Origin of the sequence: Prauserella rugosa, from assembly GCF_000719975.1 — a bacterium.
GTDB lineage: Bacteria > Actinomycetota > Actinomycetes > Mycobacteriales > Pseudonocardiaceae > Prauserella > Prauserella rugosa.
On sequence record NZ_JOIJ01000007.1, the window covers coordinates 334,003 to 351,908 of the forward strand.

Annotated in this window: 20 protein-coding genes; 15 read left to right on the forward strand and 5 right to left on the reverse strand. The window is 70.9% G+C overall.

Annotated features, from left to right (window positions below; all coding sequences use genetic code 11):
- Nucleotides 1–4: 4 nt before the first annotated feature.
- The 4 genes from IF64_RS0113045 to IF64_RS0113060 all read left to right on the forward strand — a co-directional run bounded on the left by IF64_RS0113045 (nucleotide 5) and on the right by IF64_RS0113060 (nucleotide 2,825).
- On the forward strand, nucleotides 5–1,027 hold the full coding sequence (locus tag IF64_RS0113045) for a DUF742 domain-containing protein (protein WP_030532351.1): 1,023 nt from the start codon (nucleotides 5–7) through the stop codon (nucleotides 1,025–1,027).
- Nucleotides 1,008–1,619 (forward strand): GTP-binding protein, encoded by a 612-nt coding sequence (locus IF64_RS0113050; RefSeq protein WP_030532352.1) that lies wholly within the window; start codon nucleotides 1,008–1,010, stop codon nucleotides 1,617–1,619. The genes IF64_RS0113045 and IF64_RS0113050 overlap by 20 nt, the downstream gene beginning before the upstream one ends.
- 124 nt (nucleotides 1,620–1,743) lie before the next feature.
- Nucleotides 1,744–2,154, forward strand: a complete 411-nt coding sequence (locus tag IF64_RS0113055; protein ID WP_030532353.1) for a roadblock/LC7 domain-containing protein — start codon at nucleotides 1,744–1,746, stop codon at nucleotides 2,152–2,154.
- Nucleotides 2,155–2,159: 5 nt separating this feature from the next.
- Nucleotides 2,160–2,825: a DUF742 domain-containing protein gene (locus IF64_RS0113060; RefSeq protein ID WP_030532354.1), complete on the forward strand. Its 666-nt coding sequence runs from the start codon at nucleotides 2,160–2,162 to the stop codon at nucleotides 2,823–2,825.
- Between the two features lie 13 nt (nucleotides 2,826–2,838).
- Here IF64_RS0113060 and IF64_RS0113065 read toward each other — a convergent pair whose 3' ends face one another.
- Nucleotides 2,839–5,073, reverse strand: coding sequence for a helicase-associated domain-containing protein (locus tag IF64_RS0113065; RefSeq protein ID WP_030532355.1), 2,235 nt, complete (start codon nucleotides 5,071–5,073; stop codon nucleotides 2,839–2,841).
- Nucleotides 5,074–5,179: 106 nt separating this feature from the next.
- Between IF64_RS0113065 and IF64_RS0113070 the strand changes: the two genes are divergently transcribed.
- The 4 genes from IF64_RS0113070 (at nucleotide 5,180) to IF64_RS0113085 (ending at nucleotide 8,421) form a co-directional block, all read left to right on the forward strand.
- Entirely contained in the window at nucleotides 5,180–5,380 is a 201-nt protein-coding gene (locus IF64_RS0113070) for a hypothetical protein (RefSeq protein ID WP_211252574.1), read from the forward strand.
- Nucleotides 5,381–5,515: 135 nt separating this feature from the next.
- Nucleotides 5,516–6,907 (forward strand): NAD-dependent malic enzyme, encoded by a 1,392-nt coding sequence (locus IF64_RS0113075; RefSeq protein ID WP_030532357.1) that lies wholly within the window; start codon nucleotides 5,516–5,518, stop codon nucleotides 6,905–6,907.
- A gap of 21 nt (nucleotides 6,908–6,928) precedes the next feature.
- Entirely contained in the window at nucleotides 6,929–7,471 is a 543-nt protein-coding gene (moaC, locus tag IF64_RS0113080; RefSeq protein ID WP_030532358.1) for a cyclic pyranopterin monophosphate synthase MoaC, read from the forward strand.
- A complete protein-coding gene (locus IF64_RS0113085) occupies nucleotides 7,468–8,421 on the forward strand; it encodes a molybdenum cofactor biosynthesis protein MoaE (protein WP_030532359.1) in 954 nt (317 codons plus the stop codon). The genes moaC and IF64_RS0113085 overlap by 4 nt, the downstream gene beginning before the upstream one ends.
- A gap of 240 nt (nucleotides 8,422–8,661) precedes the next feature.
- On the opposite strand, the gene IF64_RS0113090 is transcribed toward IF64_RS0113085, so the two are convergent.
- From IF64_RS0113090 to moaA, 3 genes are all read right to left on the reverse strand, one after another.
- Entirely contained in the window at nucleotides 8,662–9,309 is a 648-nt protein-coding gene (locus tag IF64_RS0113090; RefSeq protein WP_030532360.1) for a LysM peptidoglycan-binding domain-containing protein, read from the reverse strand.
- Nucleotides 9,310–10,038: 729 nt separating this feature from the next.
- Entirely contained in the window at nucleotides 10,039–10,293 is a 255-nt protein-coding gene (locus tag IF64_RS0113095; protein WP_030532361.1) for a MoaD/ThiS family protein, read from the reverse strand.
- Between the two features lie 16 nt (nucleotides 10,294–10,309).
- On the reverse strand, nucleotides 10,310–11,401 hold the full coding sequence (gene moaA, locus IF64_RS0113100; protein WP_030532362.1) for a GTP 3',8-cyclase MoaA: 1,092 nt from the start codon (nucleotides 11,399–11,401) through the stop codon (nucleotides 10,310–10,312).
- A 133-nt stretch (nucleotides 11,402–11,534) separates the two neighbouring features.
- Here moaA and IF64_RS0113105 point away from each other — a divergent pair, with 133 nt between their 5' ends.
- The 7 genes from IF64_RS0113105 to IF64_RS0113135 all read left to right on the forward strand — a co-directional run bounded on the left by IF64_RS0113105 (nucleotide 11,535) and on the right by IF64_RS0113135 (nucleotide 17,363).
- Nucleotides 11,535–11,966 carry a TOBE domain-containing protein gene (locus IF64_RS0113105; protein WP_030532363.1) on the forward strand — a complete coding sequence of 144 codons (432 nt, stop codon included), beginning with the start codon at nucleotides 11,535–11,537 and terminating at the stop codon, nucleotides 11,964–11,966.
- Entirely contained in the window at nucleotides 11,963–12,760 is a 798-nt protein-coding gene (modA, locus tag IF64_RS0113110) for a molybdate ABC transporter substrate-binding protein (RefSeq protein WP_084705825.1), read from the forward strand. Before IF64_RS0113105 ends, modA begins: the two co-directional genes overlap by 4 nt.
- Before the next feature lie 52 nt (nucleotides 12,761–12,812).
- A complete protein-coding gene (locus tag IF64_RS0113115; protein WP_030532365.1) occupies nucleotides 12,813–13,571 on the forward strand; it encodes an ABC transporter permease in 759 nt (252 codons plus the stop codon).
- On the forward strand, nucleotides 13,568–14,731 hold the full coding sequence (locus IF64_RS0113120; RefSeq protein ID WP_051757806.1) for a sulfate/molybdate ABC transporter ATP-binding protein: 1,164 nt from the start codon (nucleotides 13,568–13,570) through the stop codon (nucleotides 14,729–14,731). The genes IF64_RS0113115 and IF64_RS0113120 overlap by 4 nt, the downstream gene beginning before the upstream one ends.
- Before the next feature lie 10 nt (nucleotides 14,732–14,741).
- Nucleotides 14,742–15,545 (forward strand): HAD-IIA family hydrolase, encoded by an 804-nt coding sequence (locus tag IF64_RS0113125; protein ID WP_030532367.1) that lies wholly within the window; start codon nucleotides 14,742–14,744, stop codon nucleotides 15,543–15,545.
- 40 nt (nucleotides 15,546–15,585) lie between these two features.
- A complete protein-coding gene (locus tag IF64_RS0113130; protein ID WP_030532368.1) occupies nucleotides 15,586–16,386 on the forward strand; it encodes a metallophosphoesterase in 801 nt (266 codons plus the stop codon).
- Between the two features lie 131 nt (nucleotides 16,387–16,517).
- The gene (locus IF64_RS0113135) at nucleotides 16,518–17,363 is read left to right on the forward strand and encodes an endonuclease/exonuclease/phosphatase family protein (RefSeq protein ID WP_084705827.1); all 846 of its coding nucleotides are present in this window, start codon (nucleotides 16,518–16,520) and stop codon (nucleotides 17,361–17,363) included.
- Nucleotides 17,364–17,366: 3 nt separating this feature from the next.
- Here the strand turns inward: IF64_RS0113135 and IF64_RS0113140 are convergent, their stop codons facing one another.
- Entirely contained in the window at nucleotides 17,367–17,741 is a 375-nt protein-coding gene (locus tag IF64_RS0113140; protein WP_030532370.1) for a YccF domain-containing protein, read from the reverse strand.
- Nucleotides 17,742–17,906: the final 165 nt, after the last annotated feature.

A 17,906-nucleotide genomic window follows, 5' to 3' on the forward strand; every position in this document is an offset into this window, starting at 1 on the left:
CGCCGTGGATTCCGGGTACTCACCAGGTGATCGTCGGCCGGGCCGGGGCCAACAACCCGGCAGGCCGGACGGGCAGGACGACCGCGCGGGCGGCGGGCGCGCCGACGAGGCGTGGCGGCCGATCCGTCCCAGCAAGCGCGTAGACCGCGGTGGGGACTGGCTGTACCAGTCCGAGGAGTCGGGCGACCCGGCGGACTTCAGTGTGTCCGAGTACCGCGAGCGTCTGCTCGGAGGGCCCGGTTCCGAACTGTACGGCTCGCACGGGTCCCGTTCGGCCAACGACGCGCCGTTGCGCGATTCCCCGGATTTCGACAGCGGCTACCACGTGCCCTACGCCGAGCAGTCGCTCAGCGGACGCAACGACTTCGCCCGCGACCTCGATCGTTACGAGGACCGCTACGACGATCGTTACGACGACAGCCACTACGGGGACTACGGCGACGAGTACTACGGGTACGAGGGCGGCGGCTACGACAGCGGTTACCGCGCTGCCCGCGGCGGCTACAACACGGGCGAGTTCCGACCCGGGGACTTCGGCACCGGCCAGTTCCGCGCCGTCGGCGGGGGCGAGGGACGTTTCACGCCGTCCCCGGTGCCGCGGCAGGCGTCGAACGACTCGTTCGGCGCCGAGCGGATCAACCTCGGCGGTTCGGGTCCCATACCCGAGGAGACCCCCGCCGAGAGCTCAGGGCTGGTGCGGCCGTACTTCCGCACGAAGGGCCGGACCCGGCCGAGTCAGGACCTCGCCATCGAGACACTGATCTCGACGTCGGAGCGGGGCAGGCGGCTCGACGGTGTCCGGGTCCCCGAGCACAAGTCCATCTGCGGGCTGTGCCTCGACACCCGATCGGTCGCCGAGGTGGCCGCCCTGCTGAAGATGCCGCTCGGCGTGGTGCGGGTTCTTGTTGGTGACGTAGCCGGTCTCGGGTTGGTGCTGGTGCACTCCCCGAACACGAACGCCATGGTGGGCGACCGGCCCAGTATCGAATTCATGGAAAGGGTTCTCAGTGGCCTTCGGCGAATTTGATTCCGACCCGTCCACGCCTGCCGCTGCGGGACCCACGTCGTCGACGAAGATCGTGGTCGCGGGCGGTTTCGGCGTCGGGAAGACGACGCTGGTCGGTGCGGTGTCGGAGATCGACCCGCTGACGACCGAGGCGTCGATGACCGAGGCGAGCGTGTCGGTCGACGACCTGTCGGCGACGCCGCAGAAGGCGACGACCACCGTCGCCATGGACTTCGGCCGGATCTCGCTGGACTCCGACCTCGTGCTGTACGTGTTCGGCACGCCGGGCCAGCACCGGTTCTGGTTCATGTGGGACGACCTGGCCAAGGGTGCCATCGGCGCGGTCGTGCTGGTCGACACGAGGCGACTCGCCGACGCGTTCCCCTCGATCGACTTCTTCGAGAACCGCAAGCTGCCCTACATCGTGGCGATCAACTGCTTCGATCGGCTGCTGCACCACTCCATCGAGGACGTCCGGCACGCCCTGACGATCTCGCCGTCCGTGCCGATCATGGCGTGCGACGCGCGGGACAGGGAGTCGGCCAAGCAGGTGCTGATCTCCGTGGTCCAGCACGCCATCGCGCACGACTCCGGCGCACTTCAGGCAGGTTGACACCGGCACCCCTTGCGGCCGCTCAGGTGAAACCGGACACGGGTGAGGGGTTCGAGGTCGAGCGTCGAGTACCGGCCTAATAGTCTGACGGCCGGTACGTGTGTGCGCGTGCGAAGGAGGGATTGTGACGGAACCGGGGCAGCAGGGGGATTTCGGCTGGCTGCTCACCGATTTCGTCCGCCGTGTTCGCGGTGCCGCGCACGCGGTGGTCGTCTCCGCCGACGGGCTGCTGCTCTCGGCCTCGGACGGCCTGCCCCAGGACCGCGCCGATCAGCTCGCGGCCGTGGCCTCCGGGCTCGTCTCGTTGACCGACGGCGCGGCGCGCTCGTTCAACGGCGGTCACGTCAACCAGACTGTGGTCGAGATGGACCGTGGCTACCTGTTCCTCATGTCGGTGGGCGACGGTGCGTGCCTGGCCGCGCTGGCAGCGCCGTCGACCGACATCGGCGCGCTCGCCTACGAGATGGCGCTGCTCGTCGACCGCGTCGGAAGGGAGCTCTCGCCGGAGCTCCGCGGCGGTGGTGGGGCACGGTGACGCCGATGCACGACCGGGACTCCGCCGACTGGGACGTCCTCCACGAGGGGTTCGACCGCGAGTACGACGCCCCCGATCGGTTCGACCTCGGCAGCCTGCCCCGGCAGATTCCCCGCGTCGAACCCATGCCCCCACCCTCGCCGCCGCAGTACGCCTTCCCGCAGGAAGCGTGGCCGGAGGTGTCGCCGGAGCAGGTATGGCCGCAGCAGGAGGCGAACCCGTACGACCGGCCACACGCCGGTGGCAGGCAGAACCCGCCGGCGCTGCCTCCGCAGGGTGTGCAGCCCGGGCAGGGTGCGGCGGCGCCCGCGCCGAGGAGGCGCACGCATCGGTCGCTCGTGCGTCCCTACGCGCGCACCGGTGGACGGGTCCGGCCCGCGACGGATCTGCAGCTGGAATCGCTCGTGTCGACCTACGACGTGGCGGGCGCGATGGCGGCCGGGGCGGTCGCGACCACGGTGCAGCGGTTCATCTGCGACCTGTGCGTCGAGGTCAAGTCGGTCGCCGAGATCGCCGCCTACGCCCGACTTCCGCTGGGGGTCGTGAAGGTCATGGTCTCCGACCTGGCCGACGCCGGAGCGGTGACGATCCAGCGCCCGGGCATGCTGTTGGGCGACCGCTCGTCGCAGGCCTTCATGGAGCGGATCCTGGAAGGTCTAAAGGCCCTCTGACGCCTGCGCCCGTTCAGGCTTCGACCAGGGCGGCGGAGGTGATGCGGTGCAGCGGGTAGCGCTCGTTATCGGAACCCTCGAGGATGCCGCCGCCGACCCGCACCGGCGTGACGACGCGCTGGGTCGCGGTGCCGTGGGAGTCGACGAACCCGATCCACACCTCACGCTGTTCGCGCGTGGCCTGGGCCAGTAGCGCCATCGTCGCCGACGTGTCCGATCCGCCGCCCGCGGGCAGGCGGACCGTCGTTCCACGCCGGGTGGTGGCCGCCCGGTCGCCCGCCCTGATGTGGGCCAGCACGGCCGAGACCTGCTCGTCGCTGATGGGAGCGGGCGCGTGCGAGGTGCGCGCGGCCGGCCGGCGTTGGGCAGGCACGCGCCGGCCGCTGGGACGCAGGTCGAGGATCCGCCCGTCGGGTCCCTCGGCGGCGGGCGTGAACCCGGCTCCGCGGAGCGCCTCGAGCAGCTCACCCAGTGGGTACGGGCTGACGAGCACGGTCGGGGCGATCCTGCGCAGTTCGTAGTCACCCGCGACCTGGTGTGCCATCACCTCGGCGATCAGCACCTCGTCGTCGCAGCGCAGGAAGGCTGCCGCCGCCCCGCCCCGCAGCCTGCCGTGCCTGCGGGCGACGTCGTCGATGAGGTACGTCAACCCCTGGGGAACGGGCGTCGCCGAGCGGGTGCGGAACAGTTCGTGCAGGTCGTCGGCGGTGCGCCCGGTGTCGAGCGCCCGCCGGACGGAGGCCTCGGTGACGCGGTAGACCGTCGCGTGTCCCGCAGACTCGACGTCGGCGACCGTCGTGATCTCCGTGGCCAGGTCGGCCTCGAGCGGTCCGGGAGCGACCACGGTCAGGTCGGCCTGGACGAGGACCTGGTCGACGGGCGTGGGCATGGCGTCGGCCATCGCACTGGCCGCCGTGTGCGGATCGTCCTCGACGAGCGCCGCGGCGGCCGACGTGATGGCGCCGAGGCCCACCATGCCGAGTGCCGATCCTTCCGACATGGTCCAGCGCACGATGTCGTCGCGGAGCCGTCCGCCGCGGCGCGGCGCGTGCCAGGCCAGGTGGGCGACGAGCTCGTCGACGCTCTTGACGCCGGCACCTCCCGGCAGTTCCGCGAGGGTCGACAACACCCGGCGACGGAGCATCGGGGCGTTCGGCCTGCGCAGCTCCTCGGACAGCGCGGCCAGCGCCTTGTCCTTGTCGTCCCGCCTGCCTGCCAGTCCGGGCAGGCGGGGCAGCTCCAGCCACGCCTGGGCCAGCGTCATCCACCGGATCGCGGGCGGGGACGACAGCCACGAGTCGGTCAGCGTGGTCGGTACCCACTCGGGCGTGGTCTCGTTGCTGGCGACCACGAGGCCCGCGCCGACGACGAGCTCGGCCAGCAGGGCCAACCGTTCCTCGCCGACGTCGAGGTCCTTGGCGAGCCGTTTCACCTCGCGCACGCCCAGGCCACCAGCCTTGAGCACGGGCGAAGGGGTGTCCGACCACGACCGCAGCAGCGCCTCGGTGTGCCGGAGCAGTTCCATCGCCTCGCCGGCGGCCGTCTCGTCCACTGTGGACTGCTCGTGCGGATGCACCGGCAGTTCGGGTTCGGTCAGCGCGTCCTGTGAGTGGATCGTTCCGCCCCGCAGTGCGATGCCCAGCTCACGCGGCAGCTCCACCGTGCCGGAGTCCCTGCGGATCAACAGCCCGCGGGCGAGCAGCTTCTGCACCGGCGTCTCGGCGCGCTCGAACGGCACATCGGCCGCCGCGTCCTTCGTCCTGCCGATCGGCGGTCCCGCAGCCAGGGTGCGCAGCAGTGCGTGCTCGTCGTCGCCGAGGCCGAGCGCGTCCACGTCCGTGCCGGCCAGTGCGGGCACCGATGCGCCGAGGCCTGCCGGGAACGGTCCGAACGTCTCCCGCGCGCCCGGCGGCACCTGGATCTCGCCGGAGTCCGGGTCGTCCCACGCCAGCGCGAGCTCGAACAGCCGGTCCAGCGCGGGCCGGCCGCCCAACAGGGAGTCCAACCGTGCACGGGTGACCGGTTCGGTCTCCGCGTCCAGGACCACCAGTGCCTCGTACGTCGACAGCGTGGCGGAGTCGAGCTGTTCGCACGCCCTGGCGATGGACCCCGGCGTGCTCGCACGGGTGGCGAGCACCGAGGAGTCGGAAGGGGGCGGGGTCGCCAGGTCGCGTCGCGCGCGCAGCAACGAGGCCAGACGTTCGTCGGACAGTGTGCGCAACCAGTCCGCGAGAGCGAGGGCGGGCATCGTGACCAGGATATCTTCCGGCTTCCCGCATCGGGCACACTGTGTTGGAGTCGTAGCGGGCACGGCGGTGCCGTCCCCGGTAGTCGGCATGCAGGTTCGCGGATTGATGGAGGACGACGTGGCGAAGGCCAGCGAGCGGAAGAACCACCGGATCGACCCGGCGTGGCCGCAGGTCGAGGACGGCCACCCCGTGACCGAACTGGCCGCCGACCGGCAGGGCGCGCTCTCCCCGTACGGCGAGATGACGTTCCCGCTCGAGACCGTGCCGTACGAGCACCCCGAGACCGAGATCAACAAGCGCGCCTGACCGCCGGGGAACACGCGGTGCTGACCAGTGCGAAGTTACTGGTCAGTCACCCCGTCGGGGCTCGGTGACGCCCGCCACGCGACTAGTGTTGCGGGTGCATTCAGCTCGTCTGTCCGACCTCACGGGGGTAGCGCCATGCCGGTTCCCGGCCCGGGATATTCGATCACCGTTCGAGTCGACGCACCGCCGTCGGCCAGCGCGGCCGGGGATCTCACGACCGCGGTGGGCAAGGTCGGTGGTGTGCTGACGGCCTTCGACGTCGTCGAGTCGCACGCCGACGCCATCGTCGTCGACATCACGGCCAACGTCGCCTCGGCCGACCACGCCGACGACATCACCAGCGCGCTCAACGCCCTTCCCGGCGTCGAGGTGCGCAAGGTCTCCGACCGCACGTTCCTCATGCACCTCGGCGGCAAGCTCGAGGTCAGCCCCAAGGTCGCACTGCGCAACCGAGACGATCTGTCCAGGGCCTACACGCCCGGTGTCGCGCGCGTGTGCCAGGCCATCGCCGCGAACCCCGAGGACGCGCGCAGGCTGACGATCAAGCGCAACACCGTCGCCGTCGTCACCGACGGGTCCGCGGTGCTGGGCCTCGGCAACATCGGCCCCGGTGCCGCACTTCCCGTCATGGAGGGCAAGGCGGCACTGTTCAAGAAGTTCGCGGGCGTCGACGCCTGGCCGGTCTGCCTGGACACCCAGGACACCGAGGAGATCATCCGCACCGTGCGCGCGCTCGCGCCCGTGTACGCGGGGGTCAACCTCGAGGACATCGCCGCGCCGCGGTGCTTCGAGATCGAGGCGCGGCTGCGGGAGCAGCTGGACATCCCAGTGTTCCACGACGACCAGCACGGCACCGCCATCGTCGTGATGGCCGCACTGCGCAACGCGCTGCGGGTGGTCGACAAGGACATCGAGAACTGCCGCGTCGTGGTCAGTGGCGTCGGCGCCGCCGGTTCGGCGATCATCCGCCTGCTGCTGCGGAAGAACCCGGCCGACGTCGTGGCCGTCGACATCGACGGCATCGTCCACACCGGACGTGACGGGATGGACCCGAACCTGCGGTGGGTCGCCGAGCACACCAACGCCGAGGGCAAGACGGGCACGTTGCACGACGCACTCGCCGGTGCCGACGTCTTCATCGGGGTGTCGGCGCCGAATCTGTTCGGTGCCGAGCAGGTCGCGACGATGAACGACGACCCGGTCGTGTTCGCGCTGGCCAACCCCGACCCGGAGATCGATCCGATCGAGGCCCAGCAGCACGCGGCCGTCGTCGCCACCGGGCGCAGCGACTACCCCAACCAGATCAACAACGTGCTGGCCTTCCCCGGCGTCTTCCGTGGACTGCTGGACGCCCAGGCCCGCGACATCGACGACGACATGCTCCTGGCCGCCGCGAACGCCGTGGCCGACGTCGTCGACGACCGGCTCAACGCGTCGTTCATCGTGCCCAGCGTGTTCGACGCCGCGGTCGCTCCCGCCGTGGCCGAGGCGGTGCGTTCGGCGGCGGTGGCGGAGACGAAAGGCTGACCGGCGAAGTAGCCTCACGGTGTGAGCAAGCCAGCGAGTGAACTCAGCCACGTCGACGAGGCAGGCCACGCCCGCATGGTCGACGTGTCGGCCAAGGACGTCACCGCCCGCACCGCCGTCGCCAGTGGGCGCATGCGGACCACCGGGGAGGTCGTGAACCTGATCTCCAGCGGTGGTCTGCCCAAGGGCGATGCGCTGGCCACGGCCCGGATCGCGGGCGTGATGGGCGCGAAGAAGACGTCCGAGCTCATCCCGCTGTGCCACCAGATCGCGCTGACGAAGGTCGACGTCACCTTCGAACTCGAGACCGACGCGGTGCGCATCGAGGGCATGGCGCGGACGAGCGACCGCACCGGCGTCGAGATGGAGGCACTCACGGCCGTCACGGTCGCCGGGCTCGCCCTGCACGACATGATCAAGGCGGTCGACCCGGCGGCCACGCTCGACGAGGTACGCCTCGAGGCCAAGGACGGTGGCAAGACCGGCACCTGGCGCAGGCCGGCCGAGTCGGGTGATGTCGAAGCCGCTGTCTCCGGTTCCGACGACGCGGGCGGTGACCGATGAGCGGCACGGCACGGGTCATCGTCGCGTCGAACCGCGCGTCGACGGGCGTGTACGAGGACCGGACCGGCCCGGTGATCGTGGCGTGGCTGACCGAGCGCGGCTACACCACGCCCGCGCCGCTCGTGGTCGGCGACGGGGATCCGGTGGAGCGCGCGTTGCGCGGCTGTCTGGCCGACGAGGTCGACGTGGTCGTCACGACGGGCGGCACGGGCATCTCGCCGACCGACCGCACGCCCGAGGCGACGCGGAACGTGCTCGATCACGAGATCCCCGGCCTGGCGGACGCCGTGCGTGCCGCGGGCGCCGACGTGGTGCCGACGGCGATGCTCTCGCGCGGAGTCGCAGGCGTGGCCGGGCGAACCCTGGTCGTGAACCTTCCCGGGTCGACCGGTGGCGTCAAGGACGGACTCGGCGTGCTGGAGAAGGTGCTCGACCACGCCGTCGAGCAGATCCGAGGAGGCGATCACGTGCGCGGCGAAGCCGAGACGGGCCCCGCGGTGGCCGGAACCGACAGCGACACGGCAGCGGCGCGCATCCTGCGCGCCGACGTCACCGAGGAACCGTTGTTGGTCGACGAGCACGCCGAACTCGTGGGGGACGACGCGGCCGGTGCCGTGGTGACCTTCGGCGGGGTGGTCCGCGACCACGACGGCGGCAGGACCGTGACGTCGCTGTACTACGAGGGACACCCGACGGCGGGCACCGTGCTGGCGGAGGTGGTCGCCGAGGTGGCGAAGCGCCGCGCGGGCGTGCGGGCCGTGGCGGTCAGCCACCGCGTGGGCGCCCTCGAGATCGGCGATGTGGCGCTGGCGTGCGCGGTCGCGGCCGAACACCGCGGCGAGGCGTTCGCGACCTGTTCGGACCTGGTCGACGAGGTCAAGGCCAGGCTGCCGGTGTGGAAGCACCAGTGGTTCGGGGACGGCTCCGACGAGTGGGTCAACAGCCCCTGACGCCACAGCCCTGACGCCACAGCCCTGAGAGAACCTGGCGCCGGAGTACTGGTGCGCTCGCCCGATTCGTCCGTCCGGGCGAGTGCGCCCACTGACATTCGCACGAGGCCGTCGGCTCATTAAGGTCAGAAAAAGGCGTAGGGCCCCACCGTCCGGGGGACACGGTGGGGCCCTACGTGCCGTCCGGGTGCGAGCACCCGGACGGCATCCGCGCCTGGCGGATACGTAGCAGGCTTCAGATCACTTGGTGGCGATCTTCTGGCCGACGACGATGAAGTCGGCGTTGGAGATGAAGCCGTCGTTGAGGTCGAGCAGCTCCTGGAAGCCGCCGTCGACGTTCTTCTTCTTGGCGATCTTGCTGAGCGTGTCGCCCTGCTTGACCTTGTAGTCACCGTCCGGGTTGGACTTGGCGACCGGCGCGGGCGCCGGGGCGGGCGCGGTCTCCTCGACCGGGGCCTCCTCGACGGGCGCCTCCTCCTCGACCGGGGCCTGCTCGGCGCTGCCACCGGTGTTGGAGCCCTCGTAGCTCGCGCTGGAGCTGCCCTGGGCGCCGCAGACCGGCCAGGCGCCGATGCCCTGGCCCTCAAGGGTGCGCTCGGCGACGGCGATCTGCTCCTCGCGGGAGGCGTCGGCCGGGTTGCCGCTGCCGCCGTAGGCCTCCCAGGTGCTCTGGGAGAACTGCAGGCCACCGTAGTAGCCGTTGCCCGTGTTGGTGCTCCAGTTGCCGCTGCTCTCGCACTCGGCGATCGCGTCCCAGTTCACGCTCTGGGCCTGCGCGGGGGCCGCAGACAGAGCCAGGGGCGCGCCCACGGCCAGGCCCGCGACAGCCACGCGGGCGAGGGTGCGGGAAGCGGAGGAGGACTTACGGTGCTTGCCTCGATAAGCCATTTTCGACTCAGTCTCGCCTTCCGCGCCGTACGTGGAGCAGGGCAGGCCTCATCAGCCTGGCCGGCCTTCGGGAGACCGGCAACGGGCCGCGGGTTCGGCTCCGTTCCCTCTCGTCCCAGTCCGGAAGTTCTTTCGCTCGGGGTCGGGTCCGGGATCCCGCGGACTGGGTTCGGCGCGTCGGAATCCCGGTCTTGCTCGTGGTCGGTCGGGGCCAACCGAGATGCGACGGTACGTAACGAGATGGCTGATCGGAAATTTTCGAGTATGTGTCGTAGGTCACAGTAACGGCGTGCAACCTTTTGCGATCACACCGTCGTTCCTGGTCAGCGGCGCGTTATGCGGCCGTTTCCGTTCCGAGATCTTTCACTCTTCGTGAGGCTTGTGTCACGTCATTTTGGCGCGAATGGGCCGTTCGTAGAGGCCACTCGAGGCCGTGGGAAAACGACGAACCGGACACCGATGCCGTGATCCTGCGCCGCCGGACGGCCGGTTCTGCCGCCGAGTGGGCCATTGTGTGACAGGGAGGCGAACCGCCGGTAACACCCGATGTGGGGAGGACGTTCCGGTGGTTCGGACGAGCCGAGGCCGTGGGCCTGCCTGCGAAGCCGGCCACGGTCGGTCGTGGTCCGTACCGGCTGCGTGCACCGCGCGCGCACGCGCCGGTCCGCCTCCGTGTGTCGCGGCGCGACGCAGGGGACCGAACGCGGTCAGGTCTGGACGACGTGTTCGTCAGCCGCCCGCGAACGGCGGCAGCACGTCCAGTTCCGTGTCAGCGGGTAACGGCTTGGTCTTGTCGCGGACGGCCACTCCGTCCACGAGGAAGCTGGCGGCGTCGAGGATTCGCGCGAGCGGGCCGGGATGACGTGCGCGGAGAGTGGCCACCGCGTCGGCCACCGTCGCACCCTCCGGGAGCTGCAGGTCCTCGGTCTCGGCCCCGCGGGCGGCGCGGGCGGAGGCGAAGTAGCGCACGCGCACGGTCGTCACGGCCACGGTCACGCGGTCAGCCTCCGATCGAGCTCATCGGCCGGAGCGGCTGGGCGAAGCCGGCCTCGTTGATCTCGTGGCCCGCGAGTTTGCCCCACATCGTCTCGCGCCACGTGTTCGCGATGTCCTCGTCGCTCGCGCCGCCGCGCAGCAGCAGCCTCAGGTCCGTCTCGTCGGAGCTGAACAAGCAGGAGCGCACGGCGCCGTCGGCGGTGAGGCGGGTGCGTTCGCACGCGGCGCAGAACGGCCTCGTCACCGACGGGATCACGCCGACCTCGGCAGGTCCGCCGTCCACGAGCCACCGCTCTGCGGGTGCTCCACCGCGCTCGGCAGGGCTCGGCGTCAGGGTGAACTCGGCCGACAGCAGTTCGAGGATCTCGTCGGCGGTGATCATGTTGGCCCGGTCCCAGCCGTGCTGGGCGTCGAGCGGCATCTGCTCGATGAAGCGCAGGTGGTAGCCGCCTTCGAGGGCGAATCGGAGCAGATCGGTCGCCTGGTGGTCGTTGAGATCGCGGATGAGCACCGCGTTGATCTTCACCGGGTCCAGGCCCGCCGCGCGGGCCGCGGCGAGAGCGTCGAGGACGTGCGGAAGCCGGTCGCGGCGCGTAATGCGTTCGAACGTCTCCCGGTCCACCGAGTCGAGCGAGACGTTGATGCGGTCGAGTCCCGCGTCGGCGAAGGCCTGTGCCCGCTTGGCGAAGCCGATGCCGTTGGTCGTCATCGACAGGCGTGGCCGCGGCTCAAGGGCGGTGATGCGCGCGACGAGGTCCTCGAGCCGGGGACGCAACAGCGGTTCGCCGCCGGTCAGCCGGATGTCGGTGACGCCGAGCATTCGCACCGCGATGTCCATGAGCCGGACGAGCTCGTCGTCGCTGAGCACCTCGTCGCCGGGCATCCACTCGAGCCCCTCCGCGGGCATGCAGTAGCTGCAGCGCAGGTTGCACCGGTCGGTCAGTGACACGCGCAGGTCGGTGGCGACCCTGCCGAACGTGTCGATCAGGGCCGGGTTGTCCGGTCGCGGCTGCGACGCCGCCGCCGAACGTGCACCGGGCACCGTCGGCGTGCCGAGGTTCACCGCACGGCTCGAGGCCGAATCCGTCGGGGTCATCGTCGGTCCCACCTGCTCAGCTGCCATTGCGCTCCAGCCTAGTGCCGGGGACCGACGGTGCGTGAGATCGCGAGCGCAACGAATCGGAACACGGCCATGGTGCTTTCGCAGATGCGGAGATAACGTGCGATCCATGCCGCAGTTTCGGTTCTCCGAGGCAGCCCGTTTGATGGGCGTCAGTGACGACACGATCCGGCGATGGGTGCGTTCCGGCCACCTGGACGCGGGCGAGGACTCCGCCGGACGCAAGGTGGTGGACGGCGCGGAACTCGCGGCGTTCGCCCGCAGACAGGCCGTGAAATCGTCCGAAGAGGACCGCACGGCGGAGTCGGCCGATCCGACCGCCGTCGGCCGTTCGGCGCGCAACCGGTTCGTGGGGCTGGTGACGAACGTCGTCGCCGACACCGTGATGGCGCAGGTCGAGGTGCAGTGCGGGCCGCACAGGGTGGTCTCGCTGATGAGTTCGGAGGCGGTCGAGGAGCTGGGGCTGCGTCCCGGCGCACTCGCCGTGGCCGTGGTGAAGGCGACGCAGGTGATCGTCGAGACCCCGGGAGGCACGCGATGACCTGGTGGGCAAGGCCGGTACGCAGGACGCGGGGTGCGGGCGCGCGCGTGCTGAGCGTCGTGACGGCCGTGGTGACCAGCGGGGTGTTGCTGGCCACGGGGGCGTGTTCGGCGGGTGGTTCCGAGCGGACGACGCTCAACGTGTTCGCCGCGGCCTCGCTCACCGAGTCGTTCGGGGAGCTGGAGAAGGTCTTCGAACGCAGGCACCCGGACGTCGACGTGCGCCTCAACCTGGCCGGCTCGTCCAAGCTGGGCCAGCAGATCGCCGAGGGCGCCCCCGCCGACGTGTTCGCCTCGGCCGACACCGACACCATGGACGAGGTGGCCGGCGACATGGACGGTGAGCCGCGCACGTTCGCCACGAACCGCCTCACGATCGCCGTGCCGCACGACAATCCCGGCGGGATCGAGTCGTTCGCCGACCTCGCGGGCGGAGACGTCACCGTCGTCGTGTGCCAGCCGCAGGTGCCGTGCGGCAATGCCACGGGCGAGCTCGAGCGCATCACGGGCACGTCGCTGAACCCGGCCAGTGAGGAACAGGACGTCAAGGACGTGCTGCACAAGGTCGTCATCGGCGAGGCGGACGCCGGCCTGGTGTACGCCACGGACGTGCGGTCGGACGGGGACAAGGTGCGCGAGGTACGTGTTCCCGAGGCCGAGCGGGCGCTGAACCGCTATCCGATCGCGGTGTCGGCCTATGCCGAGCACCCCGAGCTCGCAGCGGAGTTCCGCGACCTCGTGCTCGGGAAGGCGGGACGTGACGCGTTGGCGAAGGCCGGTTTTGGCGCGCCGTGACTCCGCGCGGACGCCGCGGGTCCGCCGCGGCGGGAATCCCGCGCTCCCGTGGGTGCTGTGGATCCCGGCGGGGGTCGCGCTCGCGTTGGTCGTGCTGCCCGTCGCCGGACTGCTCGCCCGCACCGACTACGCCCGCCTGCCGGAGCTGCTGACGTCGCAGGCGGCGCTCAGCGCGTTGCGACTGTCGTTGGTGACGGCCGCGGCATCCACGGTCGCGTGCGTGGTGCTCGGGGTGCCGCTGGCGGTCGTGCTGGCTCGGGCGCGGGGTCGTGCGGTGCGCCTGGTCCGTGCGGTGGTGTTGCTGCCACTCGTGCTCCCTCCGGTCGTGGGCGGGCTCGCCCTGTTGTTCCTGCTGGGCCGCAACGGTTTCCTCGGGTACCTGGTGGACGTCGTCGGCGGGGTGCGGGTGCCGTTCACCACGACGGCCGTGGTGATCGCGCAGACGTTCGTCGCGATGCCGTTCCTCGTGGTCAGCCTCGAAGGCGCGGTGCGTGCGGGCGGGCAGCGGTACGAGCTCGTCGCCGCCACGCTCGGCGCCCGGCCGTGGACGGTGTTCCGGCGCGTGACGGTTCCGCTGCTGCTGCCCGCGCTCGGTTCGGGGGCGGTGCTGAGCTTCGCCAGGGCGCTGGGCGAGTTCGGCGCCACGATCACGTTCGCGGGCAGCCTCGAGGGCGTGACCCGCACACTTCCGCTCGAGGTGTACGCCCAGTCGGAGGCCGACATCGACAGCGCCGTGGCCCTGTCGCTGCTGTTGATCGTCGTCGCCGTGGTCGTGATCGCGGTGGCCAGGCCGAAGGCGTTCGACCGATGACCCGGGAGCTGCCCCGCGGCCAGGGGACGGATCTGCACGTCGACGTCGCGGTGACGCGGGGCCGGTTCCGGCTCGACGTGGCCTTCGACGTGCCCGAGGGCAGGGTCCTGGCCGTGCTGGGACCGAACGGTTCCGGCAAGTCGACGTTGCTCGGCTGCCTGGCCGGGTTGATCACCCCGGAACGCGGCGAGATCGCACTCCGGGGCAGGACGTTGAACCGCGTGCCAGGGGCGCACGTGCCCGTTCACGACCGCGGGGTCGGACTGCTCGCCCAGGACGCCTTGCTGCTGCCGCATCTGTCGGTGCTGGAGAACGTCGCGTTCGGTCCGCGGTCGCAGGGCCTTGCGCGCAACCACGCGCACGCGTACGCGCGCGCGTGGTTGAAGGAGGTGGGGGCGGCCGAGTTCGCGGAGCGCAAACCGGCGCAGTTGTCGGGTGGGCAGGCACAGCGGGTGGCCATCGCCAGGGCGTTGGCGGGACGGCCGCGGCTGCTGCTGCTCGACGAACCGTTGTCGGCGCTGGACGTCGACGCCGCACCGGCGATCCGTGGGCTGCTGCGCAAGGTGCTCAGGGGCGGCCTGCCCGGTGGGGACGTGGGTGAACCGGACGGGGCCGCGCGGTCGGCGGTGCTGGTCACGCACGATCCGCTCGACGCGCTCGCGCTCGCCGACGACGTGGTGGTGCTGTCGGAGGGGCGCATCGTCGAGAGCGGACCCGTCAAGGAGGTCCTTTCCGCCCCGCGCACGGCGTTCACCGCGCGGATCGCCGGTCTGAACCTCGTCACCGGCACGGCGGAGCAGGACGGACTGCGTACCCCCGGCGGCAGGTTCGTCGCCGGCATCCCCGCCGACGACTGCGTCGCGGGTGAGCCCGCCGTGGCGGTGTTCGCCCCGGGCGCCGTGGCCGTGCACCCCGCGGGCGCACCGCACACGGGCAGCCCCCGCAACGTCGTCGACGCCCGCGTCGGCTCGCTCGAACCCCACGGCGCGGTGGTGCGGCTGCGCGCCGCGGGGTGGGACGGCGTTGCGGCCGACCTCACCCCCGCGTCGGTCGCCGACCTGGGCCTCGAACCGGGAACGCCCGTCCGGCTCGAGGTCAAGGCGACCGCCGTGGCGATCCACCCGGCCGCGGACTCACCGCGCGCGGACGCCGAGTCATAAGGTGGGGCACATGGCTGCCGAGTCGAACGCCCCCTGGACGTACCTCACCGACATGGACGGCGTGCTCGTGCACGAGGAACATCTCGTGCCGGGCGCGGACGAGTTCCTGACCGAGCTCCGTTCGTCCGGCGCGGGGTTCCTTGTGCTGACGAACAACTCGATCTACACGCCACGCGATCTGCGTGCCCGCCTGCTGCACAGTGGTCTGGACGTGCCGGAGTCGGCGATCTGGACCTCGGCGCTGGCGACGGCGAAGTTCCTCCAGGACCAGCGTCCCGGCGGTTCGGCCTTCGTCATCGGCGAGGCGGGGCTGACCACCGCGCTGCACGAGGCCGGTTACATCCTCACCGAGACCGACCCGGACTACGTCGTGCTCGGCGAGACCCGTACGTACAGCTTCACCGCCATCACCCGCGCCATCCGGCTCATCGAGCGCGGCGCGCGGTTCATCGCCACGAACCCGGACCCGACCGGGCCGAGCCGCGAAGGTCTGCTGCCCGCCACCGGGTCGATCGCGGCGCTGATCGAACGCGCCACCGGCAAGTCGCCCTACTACGTCGGCAAGCCCAACCCGCTGATGATGCGGTCGGCGCTGCGGTCGCTGGGTGCCCACTCGGAGAACACGATCATGATCGGCGACCGGATGGACACCGACGTCCACTCGGGCATCGAGGCCGGCCTGAAGACGGTGCTCGTGCTCTCCGGCATCTCCACCCGCGAGTCGGCCGACCGGTACCCGTTCAAGCCGACACTGATCGTCGACACGATCGCCGATCTCGTGGGGCGCACGGCCGATCCGTTCGGAGCGGGCTGACCGGCGTCGACGCCCGCGGAGGGCGTAAAGTCGAAGGGTGATGTCCGATTCCACGTTCGTCGTCGGTGACGTGCACGGGCACCGTGACGAACTGGCCGACGAGCTACGTGAGCACGGGCTCATCGACGACGCCGACAACTGGTCCGGCGGGACGGCGACGCTGTGGTTCCTCGGGGACTTCGTCGACCGTGGCCCCGACGGGATCGGCGCGATCACGCTGGTCCGCGAGCTGCAGCGACAGGCGGCCGACGCGGGCGGCTGCGTCGAGACGCTCCTGGGCAACCACGAGATCCTCCTGCTCGGCGTGCACCGCTTCGGCGACACGGACGTGCCGTCCGATTTCGGCCCGCGAAGCTTCGCCCGTAGCTGGGAGATCAACGGCGGCCAGGCGTCCGACCAGGAGGCGCTGACCGACGACCTCGTCGAATGGCTCAGCACGCGCCCGCTGCTCGCCCACACCGGCGAGCACCTGCTGATGCACTCGGACACCCTCGAATACCTCGAGTGGGGATCGTCGGTCGAGAAGATCAACGAGACGGTGCACGACGTGCTGGCCGGTGACGACCTGTCGCGCTGGTGGGAGGTGTGGCGACGGATGACCACGCGCTACGCCTTCCGCGGCCCACACGGTGTCGAGGCGGCGGAGTCGCTGCTCGACGAACTCGGCGGCGAACGCATCGTGCACGGGCACAGCGTCATCGCCGACCAGTTGGGCATCCACCCCGTGGACATCGAGCAGCCGTACCTCTACGCAGGCGGCCGGGTCCTCGGCATCGACGCGGGTCTGTTCGCGGGCGGGCCCTGTCTGGTCGTGTCGCTGCCCTACGTGCCCGAGGACTGACCCCGCCGGCGTTCCGTACGGCGTCCGGCTGTGTTCACCTGCCGGTGGTTGGCCCGTGCGGGCGGTGGTGCCTACGCTCACGCTGCACCGCGCTGCCGATCGGCAGCGCCCGAGCGCAGGAGAGTCCGCCGATGAGACGTCTCGTCACCGCCTTGGCCACCGCCGCCCTCGTCGTGGGGCTCACCCCCGCCGCGCAGGCCGCTCCGCCGCCGGTGCCGCTGCGGGTCGCGACGTACAACATCCACGCGGGCATCGGCGCCGACGACGTCTTCGACCTCGACCGCACGGCCGCGGCCATCGCCGAGACCGGCGCCGACGTCGTCGCGCTGCAGGAGGCCGATCAGCACTGGGACAGCCGAAGTGAGTACCGCGCGGTCGTCGACGAACTCGGACAGCGCCTCGGCATGCACGCCCGGTTCGCCCCCATCTACTCGCTCGAACCCGCCGAGCCGGGACAGCCGCGCCGGGAGTACGGCACCGCGGTGCTGTCGCGCTACCCGATCGCCGAGTTCACCAACCACGAGCTGACCCGGCTGTCCACACAGGACCCGGAGGCGGGCCCGCAGCCGATGCCGGGGTTCGCGGAGGTCGTCGTGCGTGCCAGGGGCGCGCTCGTGCACGTCTACTCGACCCACCTCGACTACCGGCCCGAACCGGACGTGCGCGCCACGCAGGTCGCCGAGACGCTCGACATCATGGACGGAGACGGAGCGCAGATCATGCTGGGCGACTTCAATGCCGAGCCGGACGCGCCCGAGATCGCTCCACTGTGGACGCAGTTGCGGGACGCGTTCGCGGTCGCGGGCGCAGGGGACGGGCGGACGTATCCCGTCGCCGAACCGGAGAAACGGATCGACTACGCCGCGGTGTCCGACGAGGTGGACGTGCGCACGGCGTCCGTGCCGGACACCGACCTCGCCGCGACGGCGTCGGACCACCGGCCCGTCGTGGTCGACGTCGCGGTGCCGCACGGCTGACGGTCAGCGAATCGGCACGATCTCCCTGCCCAGCGGCACCAGGGCGACGGGGACGAGCTTGATGTTGGCCACCCCCAGGGGAAGTCCGATGATCGTGATGCACAGCAACAGCCCCGTGAACAGGTGGATGAGCGCGAGCCACCAGCCCCCGCACAGCACCCACAGCACGTTGCCGATCAGCGACGGCACACCGGCTCCGCGCCGTTCGGTCACGGTGCGGCCGAACGGCCACAGCGCGTACCCGGCGATGCGGAAGGATGCCAGTCCGAACGGAATCGTCACGATGAGGATGCAGCACACGATCCCGGCGACCAGGTAGCCCACGGCCAGCCAGAAGCCCGCGAGCACGAACCAGATCACGTTCAGCAGTAGCGTCACGCGGCCAGTGTCCCGGACCGGCGGCCGTCTGTCATGGCCGGTTTCGGTTCGGGCGTCAGGCACGACCTAGGGCGTGTCTGACAAATTTAGTGTTTGGCGGCTGGGATGCTGCTGGTCGTGTCGCGGTTTCAGTTGCTCTCGGATGCTCAGTGGGCGTTGATCGAG